We start from the raw sequence: 416 nt of genomic DNA on the forward strand, positions 1-416 counted from the left end.
CACCACTCCGGTGTGATCGTTCTGGCGCCATGGCTCAGCGGTCGGGAGCGGACATGCACTCTGGCACATGAGGTTGGCCACGCAATCGCTGGCGACGAGCCCGTCGATGATCCGCGGTTCGCGGCTCGTCAGGAACGGGCAGCGGATCAGTTCGCCGCCCGGATCCTTATCGACCAGCACGAAGTCCAGCAGGCGGAGAGGGCGTACGGGCCAAACTGGGTCAAGGTCGCACACGAACTCGGTGTGACCGAGCATCTACTCAGGGTCTGGCTGGAGATGCACACCCGAAGGAACTGATGGCGAGAATGGCCCACTCGATGGGCTGGAGTGGGAGCGTGACCCATGGCCCGTATCCGTGACCTGTGGATGACAAAGGACGACCGCGGCAAGAAGACAATCCGCACGGCCCGCTACGG

The 416-nt window shown here is 63.7% G+C and carries 1 protein-coding gene; it reads left to right on the forward strand.

What is annotated here, in order from left to right; all coding sequences use genetic code 11:
* Positions 1-12: 12 nt before the first annotated feature.
* Entirely contained in the window at positions 13-297 is a 285-nt protein-coding gene (locus tag AC1DYG_RS20135) for an ImmA/IrrE family metallo-endopeptidase (protein WP_477641609.1), read from the forward strand.
* Positions 298-416: the final 119 nt, after the last annotated feature.

This window comes from Pedococcus sp. P1_H8, from assembly GCF_056405175.1.